The following is an 18,933-nucleotide window of genomic DNA, read 5'->3' as shown; positions in this document are numbered from 1 at the left end:
GGCATCATTGTCCGGAAGCCCGGCCATGCGCAATCTCCGCGCGTAGCGCCGCGCGCCGAGGTTCGGCCTTGAGCCCGAACAGCGGCCGCAGCCAGTTCACCCGCCGCACGATCTCATAGGTGGCGAAGCAGGTCGCGAAGGTCCCGGCGACCAGCATCAGGGCCTCCAGCCCCTGCGGCAGTCCCAGCTTCGCCAGATGGTGGCCGGCCACCACGATGAAGGTCTGGTGGACGATGTAGAACGGGAAGACGCCCAGGGTCAGATAGGTCAGCACCGGCCCGCCCCGGGTGACGTGCAGGCCCGCGAAGCCGAGGATCGCGGCGATGGCGGCCCACTGATCGACCGCATAGGCGATACGCCCGATCACCGGCGGCGGATCGGTCCACATGAAGACCAGATAACCGGCGACCGCCAGGGCCAGGGCCGCCCAGCGCAGGCGGATGAAGCCCGCCTTGAGGGTCTCCGACTTCGCCGAAAGGAAGCCGAACAGGAACACCCCCAGCGACAGCGCGTGATTGTACCAGTCGTCGAACAGGGCGTGGGTGATCGGAAACCGCGGCGCCAGCCAGAGCTGCAGGCCGGCCAGGACCAGGATCGGGACCAGCAGCAGCCCCCAGCCTCCGGCCAGCCGATCGAGGCTCCGTTCGACCGCCGCGACCCCGCCGCGAAACAGCGGCAGCAGCCCGGCCAGCAGCAGGCTGTAGACCAGCAGATAGGCCACGAACCACATGTGGTTATAGGTCGGGGTGATCAGCGGCGCGCCGTCCGTCCGCCAGTGGCCCGAAGCGGTCAGGTACTTTCGGTAGAAGTCGATCACGCCGCCCGAATAGCCGAGCTTCTCGACGATCTCGTAATAGGTCTGCGGCGGCACGATCACCAGGATGGCGAACACCAGCGGCGGCAGCAGCCTGGCGGTCCGCGCCCTGGCCAGAGCCCCGGCGCTCAGCTTGTCGGCCATGAAGCGGGTGGCCGCGCCGGACACCAGGAACAGCAGCGTCAGCCGCCAGGGACTGCTCAGCCGCATCACCGGCTCCAGCCAGGCCACCGGATCGGGCGACTTCACGTGGAAGCCCCAGGGCACGTAGAACATGCCGACGTGGTAGAGGATCAGCAGGAAGAAGGCGCTCACCCGAATCCAGTCGAGATCGGGGCGGCGTTCGGACTTGATGGCGGGGGACATGGCGGCGCCTCCAGAACACGAGTGATGTCTGGACTTGGCCGAGCGGCTCGAAGCGGTGAAAGTCCGCCGGGGCGCGCGGCGTCTTCCCAGTGACGGACGGAATCCAAGGCGTGACCAGCGGCGAAAGATCCGGGATGAGCGGCGTCTTCTGGCGCGCGGTCCCGCTGTTCGCCGTGACCGTCCTGGCCCTCAACACGGTCAACATGCTGACGGCCATTCAGGACCGGCCGCACGAGCCTTGGATCGTGCCGGCGGTGGAGGAGTACACCAGCGCCGTCTGCGCCATCGGCTTCATGTGGATCGGCTGGATCGCCTTTCGCATCGCTCCGCCCGACAGCCGGCCGCTCTGGCGGATGCTGCTCGTGCAAGGCCTGGGCTTGCTGGCTTTCGCCGCCGCGCATGTCACCGGCTTCTACCTGCTCCGCGCCCTCATCTTCGGCTGGCTGCGCATTCCGTTCGAGTTCGACCTCCCCGCGCGCTTCGTCTACGAGGCCCGCAAGGACGCCATCGGCTACTTCATCGGCGTCGCCGCCTTCTGGGGCATGGCCCGCCTCTACGGTCCCCAGGCGGCGGCCGCGCCGGAGCCCGCCGCCGGACCGGCGATGTTCGACATCCGCGACGGCGCCCGCGTCCTGCGCGTCCCCCTTGTCGACATCCTCGCCATCGCCTCGGCCGGCAACTATGCGGAATTCACCCTGGCCGACGGCCGCAAGCCGCTGATGCGTTCCTCGCTCACCGCCCTCGACGCCCAGCTCGCCCCCTTGGGCTTCGTGCGGACGCACCGCTCGTGGCTGGTCAACTCCGGACGGGTGACGGAGCTGCGCCCGGAACGGTCCGGTGACTACACAGTCGTCTTAGGCGGCGTCGAGGCGCCCCTCTCCCGTCGCTTTCCCCAGGCGCTCGCCCGCATTCGCGGCGCCTAGTCGCCGCCCTTGGCCCAGGCCCGCGCGGCCTCCAGCTCGTCCAGGCCGAAGGTCCGCAGCTCCACCGATAGGAACGCCGCGAAGAACCGCGCCATCGGCCCGAGCCACCCCTTGTCCGTGACCACCGCGCAGCGGCCGAAGGAGTCCAGCCGCGAGAAGCTGTAATTGACGTTCTGCCACCACAGGCTGGGCTCGATGCCCTTGAAGCTGCGCACCACCTCGATCGCGTTGATCTTGTGGTGGGTCTTCAGCAGCCCCTCGATCGCCTTGACCGCGGCCTCGTACTCGGGCCGCTCGATAGCCCCGTCCACGGTCAGCTCGATATAGCCCGTCGTCTCGTCCGTCTTGATGGACAGCATGTCCCGCTCCTTTCGCGACGAATACGCCCTCAACTCCGAGGCGCGGCATTGGCTGCGGTCAACGCGGCGAAACCCGGAACTCAGGCTCCGGCCGTCTCCCGAAGATGCGCTCGCTCGTTCAGCGCCAGCACGTTCCGCTGGCCGCCGCGGGCGCACATGTAGCGATGGACGCTGGTGTAGCCCGGCTCGAAGAACAGCCTCGGCGCCATGCCCAGCACATGGGCGGTCCAGACGTTGATCACCCCGCCATGGCAGAACACCGCGACCCGCTGGCCCTGATGGGCGGCGATGACCTCCTCCAGCGCCCCGACCACCGCGGCGCTGAACTCCCCGATGTCGACGCCATGGTCGCCCGTCGCCATCGCCAGCCAGGCCTCGTAGTTCTCGCGCTTGAGCACCTCCATCGGGATGTAGGCCCCGGAGTTGCGGTCGAACTCGGCCACGCCTTCGTGCAGGCTGATCTGGTGGCCCAGATGGTCGGCGAAGGGCTGGGCGGTCTGCACGGCGCGCCGCATCGGGCTCGACCACACCGCGTCCGCCCCCTCGTGCGCCAGCCAGGCGGCGACCTTTCGCGACTGCTCGTGGCCCTCGGCCGACAGGTCGGGATCGGCGCTGTCGTCGCGGCGGACCGGCAGTCCATGGCGGATCAGGATCAGTTCCATGCGTCTCCCCTTGCCGCTCGTTCCATCGGCCTGCCGCATTGTCCCCGAGCCGCCCGGCCCGCGCCAGACCTGTCGCCACGTAACGCCTGACCGCTTGGGTCGTCGCGAATAATCCTGTATATGCCGGATAATGCCGCCACCTGAGGACATGCTCTGGTTCTGTTTCGGCCACCGCAGCCGCAAGGCCGCGCGGGCGGTGACGCGGGCCTTCAACCAGCGCCTCAAGCCGTTCGGCCTGAACATCAGCCAGTACGTCCTGCTCGGCGTGATTGCACGGGGCGAGCACCGTTCCGTGGCCGCCATGGCCGAAGAGGTCGGGGTCGAGCCCTCGGCCCTGCTGCGCAATCTCAAGCTGCTGGAGGCGCGCGGCCTCGTCGCCGGCGAGGGCGGACGCGGGCGCGGCGGCCGGCGCCTTGCGGTGACGCCCGCGGGCGCCGACCTGATCGAGGCGACCATCCCGAGTTGGCGTCAGGCCCAGGCCGATCTGGCCTCCCTCCTGGAGGGCAAGGCCGACGAAACCCGTCAGGCCCTGGTGCGCTTGGAACGTGCGGCCCAAGCCCTTGGAAGAGCTGAAAGCCCCTTGGAAGAGCTGAAAGGTTAAGTGAGATGCGTAGAATCGTCGTGACCGGCCAGGGGCTCGTCTCTCCGCTCGGGACAGGGGTCGAAGCCGCATGGTCCCGGCTGGTCGCCGGTCAGTCCGGCCTGCGCCGCCTGCCCCAGGACCTGGCGCCCGACGTGCCCTCCCAGGTGGCCGGCGCGGTCCAGTCCAAGGCCGAGGATCCTGAGGCGGGCTTCGACGTCGACGCCGCGGTCCCCGGCAAGGATCAGAAGAAGATGGACCGCTTCATCGAGTTCGCCCTGGCGGCCTCGGACGAGGCCATCGCTCAGGCCGGCTGGACACCCGACAGCGAGGCCGAAAGGAGCCGCACCGCCACGGTGATCGGCACCGGCATCGGCGGCTTCCCAGCCATCGCCGAGGCCGTCCGGACCACCGATACGCGCGGCGTTCGCCGGCTCTCGCCGTTCACCGTGCCCTCCTTCCTCGCCAACCTCGCCGCCGGCTGGGTCTCGATCCGCTACGGCTACCAGGGCCCGCTGGGCGCGCCGGTGACGGCCTGCGCCGCGGGGGTCCAGGCCATCGGCGACGCCGCCCGCATGATCCGCGCGGGCGAGGCGGACGTCGCCATCTGCGGCGGGGCCGAGGCGACCATCGACCGCGTGGCGCTGGGCGCCTTCGCCGCGTCCCGCGCCCTCGGCTCGGCCTTCAACGACGAGCCGGCCAAGGCCTCGCGTCCCTTCGACGCCGACCGCGACGGCTTCATCATGGGCGAGGGCGCCGGGATCATGGTGATCGAGGAACTGGAACACGCCCTGGCCCGCGGCGCCAAGCCGATCGCCGAGCTGGTGGGCTATGGCGCCAGCGCCGACGCCTACCACCTGACTGCCGGGCCGGAGGACGGCTCGGGCGCGGCTCGCGCCATGCGCATGGCCCTGGCCCAGGCCGAGCTCGATCCCTCAGCCATCGGCCACCTCAACGCCCACGCCACCTCGACGCCTGTGGGCGACAAGGGCGAACTGGCCGCCATCAGGTCGGTGTTCGGGACCGGGGCGGGTCCGGCCATAAGCTCGACCAAGTCGGCGACCGGCCACCTGCTCGGCGCCGCCGGCGGGCTGGAAGCGATCTTCACGGTCCTGGCCCTTCGCGACCAGGTGATCCCCCCGACCCTGAACCTCGAACACCCCGACGAAGACGCCGAAGGCCTCGATCTCGTCGCCCTCACCGCCCGCAAGGCCCAGTTCGACTACGCCCTCTCCAACGGCTTCGGCTTCGGCGGCGTCAACGCCAGCGTCATCTTCAAGCGCTGGGGATAGGCGGCAGATCAAGATCCTGCCGCACTAGGGGAGGCGGATCGATGCGCGGCGTCGAGACGGAAGGGGTCGCCGCCAGGCGGTCCCACCCCTCCGCAGGCGCATCTACTTCCGCTTCGCGGCGCTGGCGTCGCGGATGGAGCGGAACTCCGAATCCTCGCGCCAGTTCGGCCACTTGCCGCCGGTCGCCAGGTCCTTGCCGATCTCGTAGAACAGCGCCACATCCTGGGCCGCGCCGCGCAGGTCCCAGTCGGCCGACCAGACGTCGCCGGTCGTGTGATAGGCCTTGGCCGTGTACTCGCTCACCCAGCGGTCGCCGGCCTCGCGGCCGCCGTTCACCAGGTCCGCGCCACCGCCCAGCCCCATCAGCAGCAGCACCGGCACCCCGCGGCGGGCGATCGGGAAGTGGTCGGCGCGGTAGAACAGCGCCCGCTCCGGCTTGGCGTCGGGCGTGATCGTCCGGCCCTGCCCCGCGGCCGCCTTGGCGAGCATGTCCTCCAGGGCGTTCTGGCCGGCGCCGATCAGCACCACGTCCTTGGCCGGCCCGTTGGGCTGCAGCACGTCCATGGTCAGGTTCGCCGCCATGGTCTCCAGCGGCACGGTCGGGTGAACGCCATAGTATTCCGACCCCAGAAGCCCACGCTCCTCGGCCGTCCAGGCGGCGAAGACCAGGGTGCGGGCCGGCGGCGGCCCGGCCTTGAACGCTCGCGCGATCTCCATCACGCCGGCCACGCCGATGGCGTCGTCCAGGGCGCCCGGCCGCACCGTCCGTCCCTGCGCGTCGGCGTCGCCGACCCCGTAGGCGTCCCAGTGGGCCCCGAACATGATGCTCTCGTCCGGCTTGGCGGCTCCGGTGATCTTGCCGACCACGTTGCGGCTGACCACCTGGCTGTGCTCGAGGTCGTAGCTCGCCGAGAAGGTCGAGCCGGTCAGCGCGATCGGCTGGAAGTCGGCCCGACGCGCCTTGGCCTTCAGCGCGTCGAAGTCGAGGCCCGAGGCGGCGAACAGCTCGCGCGAGACCTCGCCGCTCAGCCAGCCCTGCAGCAGCACCTTTTCCTTGGCGGGATCGGCCCGAACGATGTCGAAGCCCTCGCCGTTGGAGGCGACCACCGTCGACCAGCCGTAACCGGCGCCGGGAGTCTCGTGGACGATGAGGGCGCCGATCGCACCCCGGCGGGCGGCCTCTTCGTACTTGTAGGTCCAGCGCGCATAGTAGGTGGCCGCCTGGCCGCCGAACTCGCCGGCCACCGGCTCGCCGGCCTTCGCCTCGAAGTCCGGGTCGTTGATCAGGTAGACGGCGACCTTCCCGGTCAAGTCCACGCCCTTGTAGTCGTCCCAGCCGCGCTCGGGCGCGGTGACGCCGTAGCCGACGAAGACCAGGGGCGCCTTGGCGATGGCGACCTTGTCGACCGGTCGCAGGGTGGTGGCCGAGATGTCGAGGTTGCGTTCCAGCGTCCGGGTCTTGCCCTTCAGGTCGAAGGAGAAGGCGCCCTGCCCCTGCACCTGGGTCCGGACCAGGGCCACGTCCTGGGTGTAGGCGCCGGCATCGCCCGCCGGCTCCAGGCCCAGCGCCTTGAACTCGCGCACCAGGTACTCGATCGTCTTGGCCTCGCCCGGCGATCCCGGCGAGCGGCCCTCGAATTCGTCCGAAGCCAGGGTCCTGGTGATCGACGACAGCCGTCCCGGATCGATGGGACCGTTGTCCTGGGCAAGGGCGGTGGACGCCAGCAGCGAGGCGGCGAGCGAGAGGGCGATCGTACGGATCATGAGGGCTCCGGCGCTAAACCTGCCGAAACTAGCCCTCTCGGCCGCTTGATGAAACCTGACAGTAAGCCGCCCGTCAGGTCCGCGTCGCGAACTCCGCGTCTCCGGTCGAAGCCACCACCTGATCGTCGAACGAGGCGTGCGCCGAGGTGTAGAGGTGCGAGTAAAGCCCGCCCGTCTGCATCAGCTCGTCGTGCGAGCCCTGTTCGAGGATGCGGCCCTGCTGCAGCACGATGATCCGGTCGGCGTCGCGGATGGTCGCCAGCCGGTGGGCGATGACGATGCAGGTCCGCCCGGCGAACAGCACCTTCAGCGCCTTCTGGATCGCCTGTTCGGTGAAGGAGTCGATGTTGGCCGTGGCCTCGTCGAGGATCAGAATCTGCGGGTCGGCCACCAGGGCGCGCGCGAACGACAGAAGCTGGCGCTGGCCCATGGAGATGTTGCGGCCCCGCTGGCCCAGCCGCGTCTGGTAGCCGTCCGGCAGGCGCATGATGAAGTCGTGCGCGCTCACCGCCTTGGCAGCCTCGACAATGTCCTCGAAGCTCGCGCCCTCGGTGTTGTAGCGGATGTTCTCCTCGATGGTCCCGGTGAACAGGAACGGTTCCTGGAGGACCATGCCGATGGTTTTTCCCAACGAATCCAAGGTCAGGTCGCGCACATCATGGCCGCCGACCAGCACCTGCCCCTTGTCCACCTCGTAGAAGCGGTGGGTCAGGGCGATGATCGAGGTCTTGCCCGAGCCGGTCGGCCCGACCAGGGCTACGACCTCGCGCGGGTTCACCTTGAGATTGATGTCGTGCAGCACCGGCCGCGCGGGGTCGTAGCCGAAGGTGACATCTTTGAACTCGACCGTGGCCGGGGCGTCCTGCAGGGGCAGCGCGCCGGCCTTGTCCTGGATGGTCACCTTCACGTCGAGAACCTCGAAGATCCGGTGCCCGGCCGCCATGGCGCGCTGCATGATGGTGTACTGCATCGACAGCATCCGGACCGGATCGAAGAACCGCTGGACGTAGAAGATGAAGGCGACCATCACGCCGACCTCCAGCCGCCCGCCCAGCACGGCGTTGCCGCCGACCACGACCACGATGGCCATGGCGAAGCCGGTCAGGATGTCGACCGTCGGCACCATGATCTGAGTCATCCAGGCCGCGCCGGCCTGGGCCTTGAAGTTCTCGTGCGCCTTCTCCTGGTAGAGCTCGTAGTTCATCGCCTCGCGGCGGGTCTCCTGGACGGTGCGGACCCCGTTGATGTTCTCCGCCAGCGCGGAGTTGGCGGTGGACGAGGCGTCCCGGGCGTCGCGGAAGCTCTTCTTGGAGAACGGCAGCCAGATCGCCCGGACGAGGATCAGCAGTGGCAGCACGGTCAGGGTCAGCAGGCCAAGCCGCCAGTCCATGCTGATGAGGACGGCGGTGATGCCGACCAGCATGGCCAGGTCGCCCACCGCGCCGGTCGAGCTCTCGAGAAACTCCTGCAGCGCGTTCACGTCCCCCTGCAGGCGCGACATGATCCGCCCGACGTGGGTCTTGTCCATGAAGGACAGGGAGACGTCCTGGAAGTGGTCGAACATCTTGCGGCGGATGTCGAAGATCACGCGCTGGGCAAGGCGGGCCGACAGCCACTGCTCCAGGAAGAAGGCTGCCGAATAGACCACCACCAGGGCCGCAAAGGCGATGAGCGTCCGGTCCAGCAGGCCGCCGTCGCGCGCCACCGCCGCATCCACGGCGCGCCCGATCAGGGCCGGGATCGCGACCACCGACGCAGCCGAGGCCAGCACCGCGATCACCGCGAACATGAACGAGCGCTTGTGCGGCCCCATCATGCCCAGGAAACGCTTGGCCACCCCGGTGTCGAAGGTGCCGAAGATGTCCTCGCCCTCGGAGGAGCCAAGGGAAGCCCTCGGCTTACGGGCCTCGTTTTGCTCGCTCATGCCCGCACCTCCGCCAAGGCCGCATCTTCGTCCATCACCGCTTCGGCGTCGGACCGGGTCTGGAGCTCGTAGAGGTCGGCATAGACGCCGCCGGCCTTGACCAGCTCTTCGTGGGTTCCGCGCTCGGTGACCCGGCCCTCGTCCAGCACGATGATCTGGTCGGCGTGCATCAGCGAGGAGAGACGGTGCGCGATGATGATGGTCGCCTTGGTCGCCGTCGCCTCGGCCAGGGCGTCGCGAACGCGCCGCTCGGTCACCGCGTCGATCGCGGCGGTGGAGTCGTCGAAGATCATCACGCCGGGACCGGGCACCACTCCGCGGGCGATGGAAAGCCGCTGCCGCTGGCCGCCGGAAAGGGCGACGCCACGCTCGCCGACCCGGGTGTCGTATTCCTCGGGCAGACCCGCGATGTGGTCGTGGATCTGCGCGGTCCGGGTGGCCCGGACGATTCGCTCGTCCTCAGCCCAGGGATCGGCATAGGCGACGTTGTGGCCGATGGAGGCGTCGAACAGGAACGACTCCTGCTGCACCAGCCCGACATATTCCCGCAGGGAGGCCAGGCTGACCTCGCGGATGTCCTGGCCGTCGATGGTGATGGCGCCGCCGGTCACGTCGTAGAAGCGCGGGATCAGGTTGGCGATGGTCGACTTGCCGCTGCCGGGAGGCCCGACGATCCCCAGGGTCTCGCCGGCCCGCACCTCGAAGCTGACGTCGTGCAGGATCTGCTTGCCGGCGGGGTCGTAGGCGAAGTCCACATGCTCGAAGCGCAGGGTGCCTTGGGTCGGCGACAGCGGCGCGGCCCCCGGCACGTCGGCGATCTCCGGCTTCATGTCGAGCACCTCGAACAGGCGCGCGCCCGATGAGGTCGCCCGCGCCGCCGAGTTGAAGATCATCGCGATCTGCCGGATCGGCGTCTGCAGCAACGTCATGTAGGTGAGGAACTCGGTCAGCTTGCCGGGCGTCATGCTGCCGTCGACGACCTTGTGGCCGCCGTACCAGAGCAGCAGCCCCATCGATCCGTAGAACGAGAGCGTCATGACCGCGACGCCGCGGAACCGCAGGGTGATGCGCTTGTAGGAGAAGTTGAGCGCGTCGATCGAGGCCTTGTCGAACTTGCCCATCTCGAAGCGCTTGCCGGCGAAGGCCCGCACCACCCGGATCCCCTGGAGGTTCTCCTCCATGGTCAGGGTCAGCACCGCCATCAGCTCCTGCACCCGCAGCCAGGTGACCCGTAGCAGGAAACCCATTCGCGCCAGGGCCCAGCCGGCCACCGGCACGAAGGCCAGACCGATCAGACCCATGGCGAGATCGGTGGTCAGCATCATGTACGAAGCAAAACTCAGCAGCAGCGTCAGGGAGACGAACTGCATCACGCCGCCCTGGATGAAGACCCGGGCGCCTTCGAGATCGAGCATGCCGCGGGTGATCAGGTCACCCGAATGGATCTTGTCGTGGAACCCGAACGAGAGGCGCTGAAGCTGCTGGAAATATTGCAACCTCAGATCGTAACCGACGCGCTGGCTCACATATTCCGACTGATAGCCGGTGACCATGGTGAGAAGGCCGCGGATCACCGTCGCGGCGATAATCAGCCCGGCTGTGACCCAGAGCGCGCCCTGGGCTTCCTGCGCGCTGGCCGCGCCGGCCTTGAGCAGCGCGCCGGCGTGGTCGACCGCAGTCCCAAGCAGTCTAGGCAGCGTGAGGCTGGCGACAGCCGCGCCCAGGGAACAGGCGACGGCCAGGGCCATCCTGCCGGGATACTTGAGCGAGAGGGCGGTGATTCGTTGCAGTACGCGTGGCATCTGGCTGACGTCGACCCGGGCCGGATCGGAGTCAGGAATACGCGCACCCCGTGCGCTGGGGTGTGACTCGCTCATCGCAAGTTTCCATTTCTGAGTATGGTGCTCATTGTGACGCGCTCTCGCGGCTCGCGCCACACTTGTTTTGACACCCCGTACAAATTCACGAGTTGTGCGGGCGAAGTTTTTCTAGTTGGAGGTCAAAGCTTCGCTAAAAGGCGGGCAAGGCGTGGCTTCCGCCCGCAACCGCCCGGCGAATCGGCCGAATCACTGCTCCGGTACGGCCTGCTCCGAACCTTATGCGGCTGCTCAGGGCTCCGAAGGAGCGCAATCCGATCCATGTTCGGATCGCCATGGCCGTTGTCGCGCCGCCGCTGCGCTGGCATGGTGCGCTTACGATACGGAAACGGCCCCCATACCGTGACGCATATTTCGCGCCCCGGCCGCCGAGGAAACGCCGTCTCGAACCATAGAAAAGAGCGCCGCGCGGCCCCCGGCCCCGCAGCGACGGGAGGATTTGATGGAAGATTTGCAAGAGCGCACGAGCCTGGAAGAAACCCTGAACGAGGCGGCGGCCAACGGAATGACCACCGCCGTGTGGGCGAAAGTCCGTCCAGACAAGCCGGCAGTGATCGACCCTAACGGCCGGGTGAAGACCTTCGCCGAGGTGAACGCGGCCGCGAACAAGCTCGCACGCCTCTTCCGTCAGCATGGCGTCAAGCCCGGGGACGCGCTGGCCCTGGTCTGCTCCAATCGCGCCGAGTTCGTTGAGGTCCTCGCCGCCACCCTCCGGTCCGGCATCCGCATCACCCCGGTGAACTGGCACCTCACGGCCGACGAGATCGCCTACATCATCAAGGATTGCGAAGCGAAGATCGTGGTCGGCGAGGCCCGCATCGCCACTGTCGGCCCGGCCACCGAGCAATGCCCGGACGTCGTCCTCAAGCTCGCCGTCGGCGGCGACATCCCCGGCTTCCAGAACTACGACGCGGCGATCGCCGACCTGGACGGTTCGGACATCCCCGATCCGGTGCTGGGCAACCAGATGATGTACACCTCCGGCACCACCGGCCGCCCGAAAGGCGTCTTCCGCCCGGCTGGCGGCGCGGTCCAGCAGCAGCAGAGCATGTACGCTCTGCGCGGCTATGACGAGAACTCGGTACAGCTCTGCGCCGGCCCCGCCTATCACGCCGCTCCGCTGGCCTTCGACGTTCGCGCCGCCATGGGCGCGGGCGTGCCGCTGGTGTTCATCGACAAGTGGGATTCCGAACTGGTCCTGCGCACCATCACCGAGCAGAAGGTCACCCACCTGCACCTGGTGCCGATCATGTTCCAGCGGCTGCTGAGCCTGCCCGACGAGGTCAAGGCGCGCTATCCGGTCGGCCATGTGAAGTACATCGTCCACGGCGCGGCGCCCTGCCCGCCGGAGGTCAAGTACGCCATGATCGAATGGTTCGGCCCGGTCCTTTCCGAGTACTACGCGGGCTCGGAAGGCGGCGCAGGCTTCACCATCAATTCCGAGGAGTGGCTGAAGAAGCCCGGCAGCGTCGGCAAGCGTCCGGCGGTCCTGCAGGTCCGCATCCTCGACGAGGAAGGCAATGATCTGCCGCAGGGCGTGCCCGGCGGCATCTACCACCAACTCCCTCCGGGCGGCGGCTTCACCTACTACAAGGACGAAGCCAAGACCCAGGCGAACCGGGTGGGCGACTTCTTCACCATGGGCGACGTCGGCTATTTCGACGAGGACGACTACCTGTTCCTCACTGGCCGCAACGCCGAGACCATCATTTCCGGCGGCGTGAACATCTACCCGCAGGAAGTCGACAACGAGCTCATCAAGCACGAGGCGGTGGCCGACAGCTCCACGGTGGGCGTGCCGCACGACGAATGGGGTGAGCAGGTGAAGGCGGTCATCCTGCTGAAGCCGGGCTACGAGCCCTCGGAAAAGCTGGCCGAGGAGATCCTGCAGTTCGCGCGCGAAAGCCTGCCGAGCTTCAAGGTGCCCCGGAGCCTGGACTTCGTCACCGACCTGCCGCGCTCCGAAGCCGGCAAGGTCCAGCGCAACAAGGTCCGCGCGCCCTATTGGGAAGGCCGTACGCGCCAGATCTGATCTAGAACTATCCAGGCGGCGGCGCCCCCGCCGCCTGGCCTTGCCCGCGCCCAACGGATGACTGACGACCAGCAGAGGCTTGCGAACCAGCTTGTCGCCGTCCTGGGCGAGGATCCCCGGATACGGTCGGTCTGGCTGTCCGGCAGCCTTGGCCGCGGGGCCGGCGACGCCTGGAGCGACGTCGACCTGACCATTGTCGTCGCCGAAAACGCGATCGCCGCGTGCGTGGCAGATTACGGCGCGCGCACGACCGGCCTGCCGTCCCTCGTCCTCTCACAGATAATCCATGGCCGCGTGCTGACCGCCATCACCAAGGACTGGCGGCGTTTCGATCTCGCCTTTCTGACTCCGGGCGAATTTGCTCGGCAGGACGGCGCCGGGCTTCGCCACCTGCTGGGCGACGCCGAAAAGCCGCCGGAACGTCCCAGGCGCGCCGGAAGCTCGCCTGCGCAGTTAAACGCCCTCGTCACCGAGTTCCTTCGGGTCATGGGCCTCGCCCCCGTCGCTTTTGGGCGGGAGGAATGGCTGGTGGCTCGCCAGGGCGTCGAGCTTCTGCGCCAGATGACCGTCGATCTCATGGTGGAAGAAGCCGGGCTTGCGCCCTCGGCCCGCGGCGTCAAACGCCTCAATCCCTTTCTCACGGAAGATCAAAGGCTGGCGCTGGAAGCCCTGCCGTCGCCCCCAGCGGACCCCCTGAGCCTGCTGGAAGCCCAGGTCGCGATCAGCGCTCTCTTCCTTCCCCGCGCCCGCAAGCTGCTCGCCGAGCGTGGGATCGACTGGCCCGTTGCATTCGAGGGCGCCACGCGGGACCACCTCCGCACGACGTTAGGCGTTGAACTGCCCTAGGCGCTCGAAGCGGGGCAATGCCCCCTCGCGCCAAAAAGCACCGCCAATCAACAACTGCGCAAATTGCGCAATATAAATAACGACGATCTACGCACTTGGATCAATTACGTATTTTACGCAATTGAACACGACCGGCAAATACTTGGCATTTATTCGAATATTAACCCAAACAAACCAACATACAGCTCCCAACATCTATGCTCGGGGGTGCATGTGACGTCTTCGAACGCCTTGGCCGAAAGGCTGGATTTCATAAGCCTCACGCCGGAGGCTCTCCAGGACATCAAGGGCGTCAGGGACGTCATCATGCGAGAGCTGCCTGGCGCTCTCGATCTCTTCTATGAACAGGTCCGCGCCACGCCGCAGACCCGCGCCTTCTTCCGCAACGAGGGCCATATCGCCCACGCCCGGAGCAGGCAGATCGACCACTGGGACGTCATTTCCAGCGGAAAGCTCGACGAGCGATACGTCCGCGGCGTCACCACGGTCGGAGAGGTCCATGCAAAGATCGGACTGGAGCCCCGCTGGTACATCGGCGGCTACGCCCTCGTCCTCGATACCCTGATCGAAAAGATCCTGACCGAACGCTGGCCGAAGGGCGGCTTCATGACGAAGGCGACCAGCCCCAAGCGGGCCGCTGCCGAGGTGGGGGCGCTGATCAAGGCGACCCTGCTCGACATGGACTTCGCCATCTCGGTCTATCTCGATGCGCTCGAGGCGGCCCGCCGGGAGGCCGACGCCCAGCGGCGCGAGGTCGAGGAACAGCAGAGCAAGGTCGTGGAGGTCCTGGCCGACAGCCTGCGCAGGCTGGCCACTGGCGACCTCACCACGCACATCGACGCGGTCTTCACCGGCGCGCACGAGCAGATCAAGAACGACTTCAACGCGGCGCTGGAGTCCCTTCGCGGCGCCGTCGAGGGGATTTCGGCCGCGGCCAGGACGCTGCGCAGCGGCTCCGACGAAATCGCCTCCGCCTCCAATGACCTGTCACGGCGCACCGAACAGCAGGCCGCCTCCCTTGAGGAGACCGCCGCGGCCCTCGATGAGATCACTGCTACGGTCAAGCGCAGCGCCGAGGGCGCCCGCCAGGCCTCGGCCGCAGCCTCCGGCGCGCGCGAGGACGCCGTCTCGTCCGGCAGGGTGGTTCGCGACGCAGTCGAAGCCATGGGAGAGATCGAGCAGAGCTCCGGCCAGATCACGCAGATCATCGGCGTGATCGACGAGATCGCCTTCCAGACTAACCTGCTGGCCCTGAACGCCGGCGTCGAGGCCGCGCGCGCGGGCGAAGCCGGCAAGGGCTTCGCCGTCGTGGCGCAGGAGGTCCGAGCGCTGGCCCAGCGCTCGGCCGAGGCGGCCAAGGAGATCAAGGCGTTGATCTCCAACTCGACCAATCAGGTCGCGCGAGGCGTCAAGCTGGTCGCCGATACGGGCGAGGCCCTGACGGGGATCGTCTCCAAGGTCACCGAGATCGACAGCCTGATCTCCGACATCGCCGCCTCGTCCAACGAGCAGGCGACCGGCCTCAACGAGGTCAACACCGCGGTCAACGAGATGGATCGGGTCACCCAGCAGAACGCCGCCATGGTCGAGGAGGTGACGGCCGCCGCCGCCAACCTGAAGGGCGAAGGCGTCGAGCTTGCCCGACTGGTCACCCGGTTCCGCACCGGCGGCGAGACCGTCCCGCCGCGAACAACGCCCCGAGCGGTCGAGGATGGCCGCCGCCCAGTGAGCAGCCCCGCCCGCCTGGCGCAGGTCAAGCTCGCGCAACAGTGGGAGGAGTTCTAGGCGAACGGCCTGCGAAACGTTCGGAAAGCAAGCGTGTCTGGCCTCGCCTACGCCCGCATGTCATGAAGCCCGCCGCTTCACCTGCCAGAGGCCCGTCATGCCGATCCCGTTCATCGACCTGCAAGCCCAGCGCGCCCGCCTGGGCCAGCCGCTGGAAGACGCCATCCTGAAGGTCGTCCGTTCAGGCGCCTATGTGATGGGCCCCGAGATCGGTCAGTTCGAGAAAGCCTTGGGCGAGTTCGGCCAGGCGCCGTTCGTGCTCTCCTGCGGGTCCGGCACCGAGGCGCTGCAACTGCCGCTCATGGCCTGGGGGATCGGGCCGGGCGACGCCGTCTTCTGCCCGTCCTTCACTTTCGCCGCCACGGCCGAGGTCATGCCGCTGGTGGGCGCCTCGCCTGTGTTCGTGGACATCCTCGAGGACACCTACAATCTCGACCCGGCCAAGCTCGACGCCGCCATCGAGGCGGTGAAGGCGGCCGGCGAACTCACGCCGAAGGCGATCATCGCCGTCGACTTGTTCGGCCAGCCGGCCGACTATCCGGCGATCGCCACGGTGGCGCGCAAGCATGGGCTGAAGCTCATCGCCGATAGCGCGCAGGGCTTCGGCTGCACCCTGAACGGCCAGCATCCCATCCATTGGGCCGACGTCGCCACCACCAGCTTCTTTCCCGCCAAGCCGCTGGGCTGCTACGGCGACGGCGGCGCGGTGCTCAGCAAGGACGCCGACTTCCACGACCTGCTGGTCTCCCTGCGGGTCCATGGCCAGGCCGTGAAATCGGACATCGAGGGCCGCACCTTCGACCACGACCCGAAGTACCTGAACATGCGCATCGGCATGAACAGCCGCATGGACACCATCCAGGCCGCCGTCCTGCTGCAGAAGCTGACCATCTTCGCCGACGAGATCGAGTCGCGAAACAAGGTGGCCGCCCGCTACGCCGAGCAGCTCGGCGACGTGGTGAAGGTTCCCACGGTGATCCAGGGGGGCGTCTCGGTTTGGGCGCAATACACCATCGAGACCGATGATCGCGACGGCCTGATCGCCCACCTGAAGGGCCAGGCGATTCCGACGGCGGTCTATTACCCCATCCCGATCCATCGCCAGGACATCTATTCGAAATATCCCGCTCCGGGCGGCCTGCCGGTGACCGACGCCAAGGCCAAGGTGGTCATGAGCCTGCCCATGCATCCCTACCTGTCGGAGACCGATCAGGACCAGATCACCGCTGCGATCCGAGCCTTCGTGAAGCGCAACAGCTGACCCCAACTTTCATCGCGGCGTACAAAAACCAATTGCAGCATGACTTGCCATGGCCTCATGGCGCTTGCACACTTGGCCCATTGAACGCCCACGGCGCCATTAAGCGCAGATTTTGAAAGTTTGAGACTTTGACCGTTTCCACCCCCGCGGTGAATAACGCCGCGCAGCCGGACGTCCTGTCTTCCGTGGACGCCCTGATCGAAGGGCTGGCCAGCGTCGGCTACATCGCATCCCGCCGCATCGCGACCGCCCTCTACATGGCGATCCACCTGCAGAAGCCGATCCTGGTCGAAGGCTCGGCCGGCGTCGGCAAGACCGAGCTGGCGCTCTCGACCGCCACGCTGCTCGGCCAGCCGCTGATCCGGATGCAGTGCTACGAGGGCCTGGACGAATCCAAGGCGCTGTACGAGTGGAAGTACGGCAAGCAGCTCCTCTACACGCAGATCCTCAAGGACCGCATGGGCGAGGCCCTGTCGGACGCCAAGGACATGGACGCCGCCATGGACCGCCTGCACGGCATCGGCGACCTGTTCTTCTCCGAGCCCTTCCTCGAGCCGCGCCCGCTGATGAAGGCGCTGAGGGAAGACGACGGCTGCGTCCTGCTGATTGACGAAATCGACAAGTCGGATGAGGCGTTCGAAGCCTTCCTGCTGGAAGTGCTCTCGGCCTATCAGGTCTCGATCCCCGAGCTGGGCGCGATCAAGGCCAAGACCCCGCCGCTGGTGTTCCTGACCTCCAACAACATCCGCGACCTGGGCGATGCTCTGAAGCGCCGCTGCCTGCACCTGCACATCCCGCTGCCCGACGCCGACCTGGAGCGGAAGATCGTCGCCAGCCGCGTGCCGGGCATCGAGCAGACCCTGACCGCCTCGCTGGTCAACTTCGTCCAGTCGCTGCGCACCCTCGACCTGCGCAAGTCGCCGTCGATTTCCGAGACCGTGGACTGGGCGCGGGCGCTGATCCTGCTCAACGCCGACAGCCTCAGCCCCGAAGTGGTGCGCGACACCCTGAACGTACTGCTGAAGTTCGAGCCCGACATCGCCGCGGTGGAGCCGCAGATTTCGGAACTGCTCCGCCGCCCTGCGGCCTGACCCATGCAAGGCGCTCTGGAGGACTTCTTCCGCGCCCTTCGGGCCGTGGATGTGAAGGTCTCGCCGGCTGAAGCCATCGACGCTCACCGCACGGTGGCGACGATCGGCTTCACCGACCGCGAACTCTTCAAGGACGCGCTGTGCGCGACCCTGGCCAAGACCGCCGACGAGGTGGTCCGCTTCGACGAGACGTTCGAGACCTTCTTCGCGCGTGACCAGTTGCGGTTCGAGCCGCCGCCGCAGGGCGAGGGCGACCCGATGGACGGCCTGCCCGAAGAGGCGGCGCAGTCGGAGCTGGCGCGCATGCTGCTGGAAGGCGACGCCTCCGGCCTTTCCCAGGCCATGGAGGAAGCGGCCGAGCGGGCCCAGGTCTCGCAGATCCGCCTGACCACCCAGCGCTCGCGCCTGACCCGGCGGCTACTTGAAGAGATGGGCCTCTCCGAGATCGAGGCGATCATCAATGCGGCCCGCAAGCTGGAAGGCGGCGGCGACGCGGCCGACCGGCTGGAACTCGGCAAGCGGCGGCTGACCGAAGAGGCCCAGCGCTACGTCGAGCGCCAGCACGGGCTATATGCGTCCGGCTCAGGCAAGATGCTCCGCGAGGAGATGCTGGCCCGCAAGGCGCTGAACGCCGAGGGCGGCATCGACCCGGTGGACCAGGCCGTCATGCAGGCCCTGGTCAAGAAGATGGCCAAGCGCCTGGCCGACCGCTATTCGCGCCGCCGCAACCGGGCCAAGAAGGGCCATATGGACGTGCGCCGCACCCTGCGCAAATCCATGCCCTACGGCGGCATGCCCTTCGAAGTCATCTGGAAGACCGAGAAGATCGACAAGCCGTCGATCGTCTGCATCTGCGACGTCTCCAAGTCCGTCGCCGCCGCGGCCCAGTTCCTGCTGACCTTCCTCTATTCGCTGAACGAGGTGGTCGACCGGCTCGAGGCCTATGCCTTCTCAGGCCGCCTGATCAGCGTCAACGACATCCTCGACGACGAGCACATCGACGGCGCCATCTTCCAGGTGCTGCGCAAGATCGGCTTCCAGCAGACCGACTACGGAAAGTCGCTGGAAGACTTCTGCGAGAACCATCTCGATCACGTCGACCGGCACACCACCGTGATCTTCCTGGGTGATGGGCGGTCGAACTATGCCGATCCGCGCCTGGACCTGATGGCGACGATCCACAATCGGGCCCGCTCGGTGATCTGGCTCAACCCCGAACCGGAAAGCTACTGGACCCAGGGCGACAGCGTCATGCACCGCTACGAGCGGTTCTGCCACGTGGCCAAGACCTGCAACACGCTCGGCCAGTTGGAGCGGATCATCGAGGACGTGCTGAGGACCTACGTGCCGCACTGAT

At 67.5% G+C, this 18,933-nt stretch carries 15 protein-coding genes; 9 read left to right on the top strand and 6 right to left on the bottom strand.

The window, feature by feature from the left end; genetic code table 11:
• Positions 1–4: 4 nt before the first annotated feature.
• Positions 5–1,180: an acyltransferase family protein gene (locus ABID41_RS11020; protein ID WP_354297616.1), complete on the bottom strand. Its 1,176-nt coding sequence runs from the start codon at positions 1,178–1,180 to the stop codon at positions 5–7.
• 134 nt (positions 1,181–1,314) lie between these two features.
• On the opposite strand from ABID41_RS11020, the gene ABID41_RS11015 reads away from it, so the two are divergent.
• Positions 1,315–2,103 carry a LytTR family DNA-binding domain-containing protein gene (locus ABID41_RS11015; RefSeq protein WP_354297615.1) on the top strand — a complete coding sequence of 263 codons (789 nt, stop codon included), beginning with the start codon at positions 1,315–1,317 and terminating at the stop codon, positions 2,101–2,103.
• On the opposite strand, the gene ABID41_RS11010 is transcribed toward ABID41_RS11015, so the two are convergent.
• Together ABID41_RS11010 and ABID41_RS11005 are read right to left on the bottom strand one after the other, a co-directional pair.
• A complete protein-coding gene (locus ABID41_RS11010) occupies positions 2,100–2,462 on the bottom strand; it encodes a SpoIIAA family protein (RefSeq protein WP_354297614.1) in 363 nt (120 codons plus the stop codon). The two genes, ABID41_RS11015 and ABID41_RS11010, sit on opposite strands and share 4 nt — an antisense overlap.
• An 80-nt stretch (positions 2,463–2,542) precedes the next feature.
• The gene (locus tag ABID41_RS11005) at positions 2,543–3,124 is read right to left on the bottom strand and encodes a histidine phosphatase family protein (protein WP_354297613.1); all 582 of its coding nucleotides are present in this window, start codon (positions 3,122–3,124) and stop codon (positions 2,543–2,545) included.
• 130 nt (positions 3,125–3,254) lie between these two features.
• Between ABID41_RS11005 and ABID41_RS11000 the strand changes: the two genes are divergently transcribed.
• Positions 3,255–3,725, top strand: coding sequence for a MarR family winged helix-turn-helix transcriptional regulator (locus tag ABID41_RS11000; RefSeq protein WP_354297612.1), 471 nt, complete (start codon positions 3,255–3,257; stop codon positions 3,723–3,725).
• 5 nt (positions 3,726–3,730) lie between these two features.
• Positions 3,731–4,996 carry a beta-ketoacyl-ACP synthase II gene (gene fabF / locus ABID41_RS10995; RefSeq protein WP_354297611.1) on the top strand — a complete coding sequence of 422 codons (1,266 nt, stop codon included), beginning with the start codon at positions 3,731–3,733 and terminating at the stop codon, positions 4,994–4,996.
• Between the two features lie 102 nt (positions 4,997–5,098).
• Here fabF and ABID41_RS10990 read toward each other — a convergent pair whose 3' ends face one another.
• The 3 genes from ABID41_RS10990 to ABID41_RS10980 all read right to left on the bottom strand — a co-directional run bounded on the left by ABID41_RS10990 (position 5,099) and on the right by ABID41_RS10980 (position 10,561).
• Positions 5,099–6,760, bottom strand: coding sequence for a M28 family metallopeptidase (locus ABID41_RS10990; protein WP_354297610.1), 1,662 nt, complete (start codon positions 6,758–6,760; stop codon positions 5,099–5,101).
• A gap of 73 nt (positions 6,761–6,833) precedes the next feature.
• Complete coding sequence (locus ABID41_RS10985; RefSeq protein ID WP_354297609.1) at positions 6,834–8,684, bottom strand: ABC transporter ATP-binding protein; 1,851 nt, start codon at positions 8,682–8,684, stop codon at positions 6,834–6,836.
• On the bottom strand, positions 8,681–10,561 hold the full coding sequence (locus tag ABID41_RS10980) for an ABC transporter ATP-binding protein (protein WP_354297608.1): 1,881 nt from the start codon (positions 10,559–10,561) through the stop codon (positions 8,681–8,683). The genes ABID41_RS10985 and ABID41_RS10980 overlap by 4 nt, the downstream gene beginning before the upstream one ends.
• Positions 10,562–11,003: 442 nt before the next feature.
• On the opposite strand from ABID41_RS10980, the gene ABID41_RS10975 reads away from it, so the two are divergent.
• The 6 genes from ABID41_RS10975 (at position 11,004) to ABID41_RS10950 (ending at position 18,932) form a co-directional block, all read left to right on the top strand.
• Complete coding sequence (locus ABID41_RS10975) at positions 11,004–12,593, top strand: AMP-binding protein (RefSeq protein ID WP_331929891.1); 1,590 nt, start codon at positions 11,004–11,006, stop codon at positions 12,591–12,593.
• Positions 12,594–12,650: 57 nt separating this feature from the next.
• Positions 12,651–13,439 carry a nucleotidyltransferase domain-containing protein gene (locus ABID41_RS10970; protein WP_354297607.1) on the top strand — a complete coding sequence of 263 codons (789 nt, stop codon included), beginning with the start codon at positions 12,651–12,653 and terminating at the stop codon, positions 13,437–13,439.
• A 213-nt stretch (positions 13,440–13,652) separates the two neighbouring features.
• Positions 13,653–15,224 (top strand): methyl-accepting chemotaxis protein, encoded by a 1,572-nt coding sequence (locus ABID41_RS10965; protein WP_354297606.1) that lies wholly within the window; start codon positions 13,653–13,655, stop codon positions 15,222–15,224.
• 97 nt (positions 15,225–15,321) lie between these two features.
• Positions 15,322–16,485 carry a DegT/DnrJ/EryC1/StrS family aminotransferase gene (locus ABID41_RS10960; RefSeq protein ID WP_354297605.1) on the top strand — a complete coding sequence of 388 codons (1,164 nt, stop codon included), beginning with the start codon at positions 15,322–15,324 and terminating at the stop codon, positions 16,483–16,485.
• Between the two features lie 128 nt (positions 16,486–16,613).
• Entirely contained in the window at positions 16,614–17,576 is a 963-nt protein-coding gene (locus ABID41_RS10955) for an AAA family ATPase (protein WP_331931658.1), read from the top strand.
• Between the two features lie 3 nt (positions 17,577–17,579).
• Positions 17,580–18,932: a VWA domain-containing protein gene (locus ABID41_RS10950; RefSeq protein ID WP_331931659.1), complete on the top strand. Its 1,353-nt coding sequence runs from the start codon at positions 17,580–17,582 to the stop codon at positions 18,930–18,932.
• Position 18,933 lies beyond the last annotated feature (1 nt).

This window comes from Phenylobacterium koreense, assembly GCF_040545335.1.
Taxonomy (GTDB): Bacteria; Pseudomonadota; Alphaproteobacteria; order Caulobacterales; family Caulobacteraceae; genus Phenylobacterium; species Phenylobacterium koreense.
This window is presented reverse-complemented; position numbering and strand designations above follow the sequence as displayed.